Origin of the sequence: Burkholderia sp. LMG 13014, assembly GCF_905232215.1 — a bacterium.
Lineage (GTDB): Bacteria > Pseudomonadota > Gammaproteobacteria > Burkholderiales > Burkholderiaceae > Burkholderia.
This window is the reverse complement of record NZ_CAJNKE010000878.1, coordinates 1-1816: the sequence shown is the minus strand read 5'-3', so window position 1 is coordinate 1816 and position 1816 is coordinate 1. Positions and strand designations below refer to the sequence as shown.

Sequence of the window (1816 nt, the reverse complement as noted above, 5' to 3'; positions counted from 1 at the left end):
CGACGCGCTCGCGTTCGACTTCCGGTCGCTCGCGGCGCCCGGCGACAAGCCGTCGCTGCGAATCGTCGGCAACCTGCCGTACAACATTTCCAGCCCGCTGCTGTTTCACCTGATGACGTTCGCCGACGCGGTCATCGACCAGCATTTCATGCTGCAGAACGAAGTCGTCGAGCGGATGGTCGCGGAGCCGGGCACGAAGGCGTTTTCGCGTCTGTCGGTGATGCTGCAATACCGCTACGTGATGGAGAAGATGCTCGACGTGCCGCCGGAATCGTTCCAGCCGCCGCCGAAGGTCGATTCGGCGATCGTCCGGATGATTCCGTACGAGCTGCACGAACTGCCTGACGTCGATCCCGTGCTGCTCGGCGAAGTCGTCACCGCCGCGTTCTCGCAGCGCCGCAAGATGCTGCGCAATACGCTCGGCGACTATCGCGAGACGATCGATTTCGACGCGCTCGGCTTCGATCTCGCGCGTCGCGCGGAGGACGTGAGCGTGGCCGAATACGTTGGCGTCGCGCAGGCGCTCGCGGCAGTGCGCAAGGCCGGTTGAGGCGGGTTAAGGCCGGTTACGCGCGCCGGCCCGGATATGCGAAAAAGGCTGCCCTGCGGGGCAGCCTTTTTTATGGCGTGGGCGCGCGCGTGTTGCGCAGGGTGGTCATGCCCGCCTGCGCGGCGGCGCGTTGACGAGTGCGATGCCGGTCAGCACGAGCGCGGCCGCGGACATGAAGCGCCAGCCGACCGATTCGCCAAGCAGCAGCACGCCGAACGCGACGCCGAACAGCGGCGACAGGAACGTGAAGACGGACAACCGCGACGCGCTGTAGCGCGTCAGCAGCCAGAACCACGACAGGTAGCTGACGAACGCGACGATCACCGACTGGTACGCGAGGCTCACCATCGCGATCGGCGTGACGCGTGCGAACGACACCTGGCCGAACAGTGCGGCCAGCGCGACCAGCACGACCGCCGACACCGCAAGCTGATAGAACAGCGTCTTGCTCGCGCTCGCCCGCGCGAGCGTCGTCGAGCGCACGACGACCGTCGTCGCGGCCCACATCGCACCGCCGAGGATCCCGAGCGCGTCGCCGGCGAGCCCGGCCAGCACGGATGCACCGGGTGCGCGCGGCTTCAGGAAGCCGTCCGCGAACGCGAGCGCGATGCCGGCGAAGGCGAGGCCGACGCCGGCCCACTGCTTGCGCTGCAGCCGCTCGCCGGGTGCGAACAGGTGCAGGCCGAGCGCGGTGAAGCACGGCGCCGTGTAAAGGAAGATCGCCATGTGCGACGCGCTCGTCAGCGTCAGCCCGAAGAACACGCAGATGAATTCGCCGGCGAACAACGCACCGGCCGCAAGACCTGGGCCGAACGTGCCGTCGGCCTGGAACAGCGGAGTACCGCGCGAGCGGGCCCAGCCCCATAGCAGCACCGCCGCGATCACCGAGCGCAGCCCGGCCTGGAACATCGGTGCGATCGCGGCGTTCGTACTCTTGATCGCAACCTGCTGGAAGCCCCAGATCGCGCATAGCAGCAGCATCAGGCCGACGGCGCGCGTGTCTAGGGCGCGGCGCACGGGGGCAGCGGCGAGCGTGGTCATCGGCGAGCCTCACCGGTTCGGGACGGCGGCTGCGAGATCGGGAGGGCGGCGCATCCGGCGCGCTCGAATCGGCGGTTTCGCACGGCAGTGTGGAGGTAGGGAAGTGTGGGTGGTCGCGTTCGGGCGGTGGATCGCATGCCCGCTTTTGGTGCGAGGTGGAAGGATGTTACCCGATCGGCGCGGTAGCCGGGCGAGCCGGATCGTGCGGTTTTTCGCCGTTGTGCT

Annotated in this window: 2 protein-coding genes; one reads left to right on the top strand and one right to left on the bottom strand. The window is 68.2% G+C overall.

What is annotated here, in order from left to right; translation table 11 throughout:
* On the top strand, nt 1–550 hold a 550-nt coding region (locus JYJ84_RS35715), incomplete at its 5' end, for an rRNA adenine dimethyltransferase family protein (protein ID WP_205190216.1).
* 105 nt (nt 551–655) lie between these two features.
* On the opposite strand, the gene JYJ84_RS35710 is transcribed toward JYJ84_RS35715, so the two are convergent.
* The gene (locus JYJ84_RS35710; protein ID WP_174955569.1) at nt 656–1591 is read right to left on the bottom strand and encodes a DMT family transporter; all 936 of its coding nucleotides are present in this window, start codon (nt 1589–1591) and stop codon (nt 656–658) included.
* Between the last annotated feature and the right edge of the window lie 225 nt (nt 1592–1816).

Bases quoted from the DNA above. Each gene is read 5' to 3' on its own strand.
- JYJ84_RS35710 (WP_174955569.1), bottom strand. From the start codon at position 1,591: ATGACCACGCTCGCCGCTGCCCCCGTGCGCCGCGCCCTAGACACGCGC.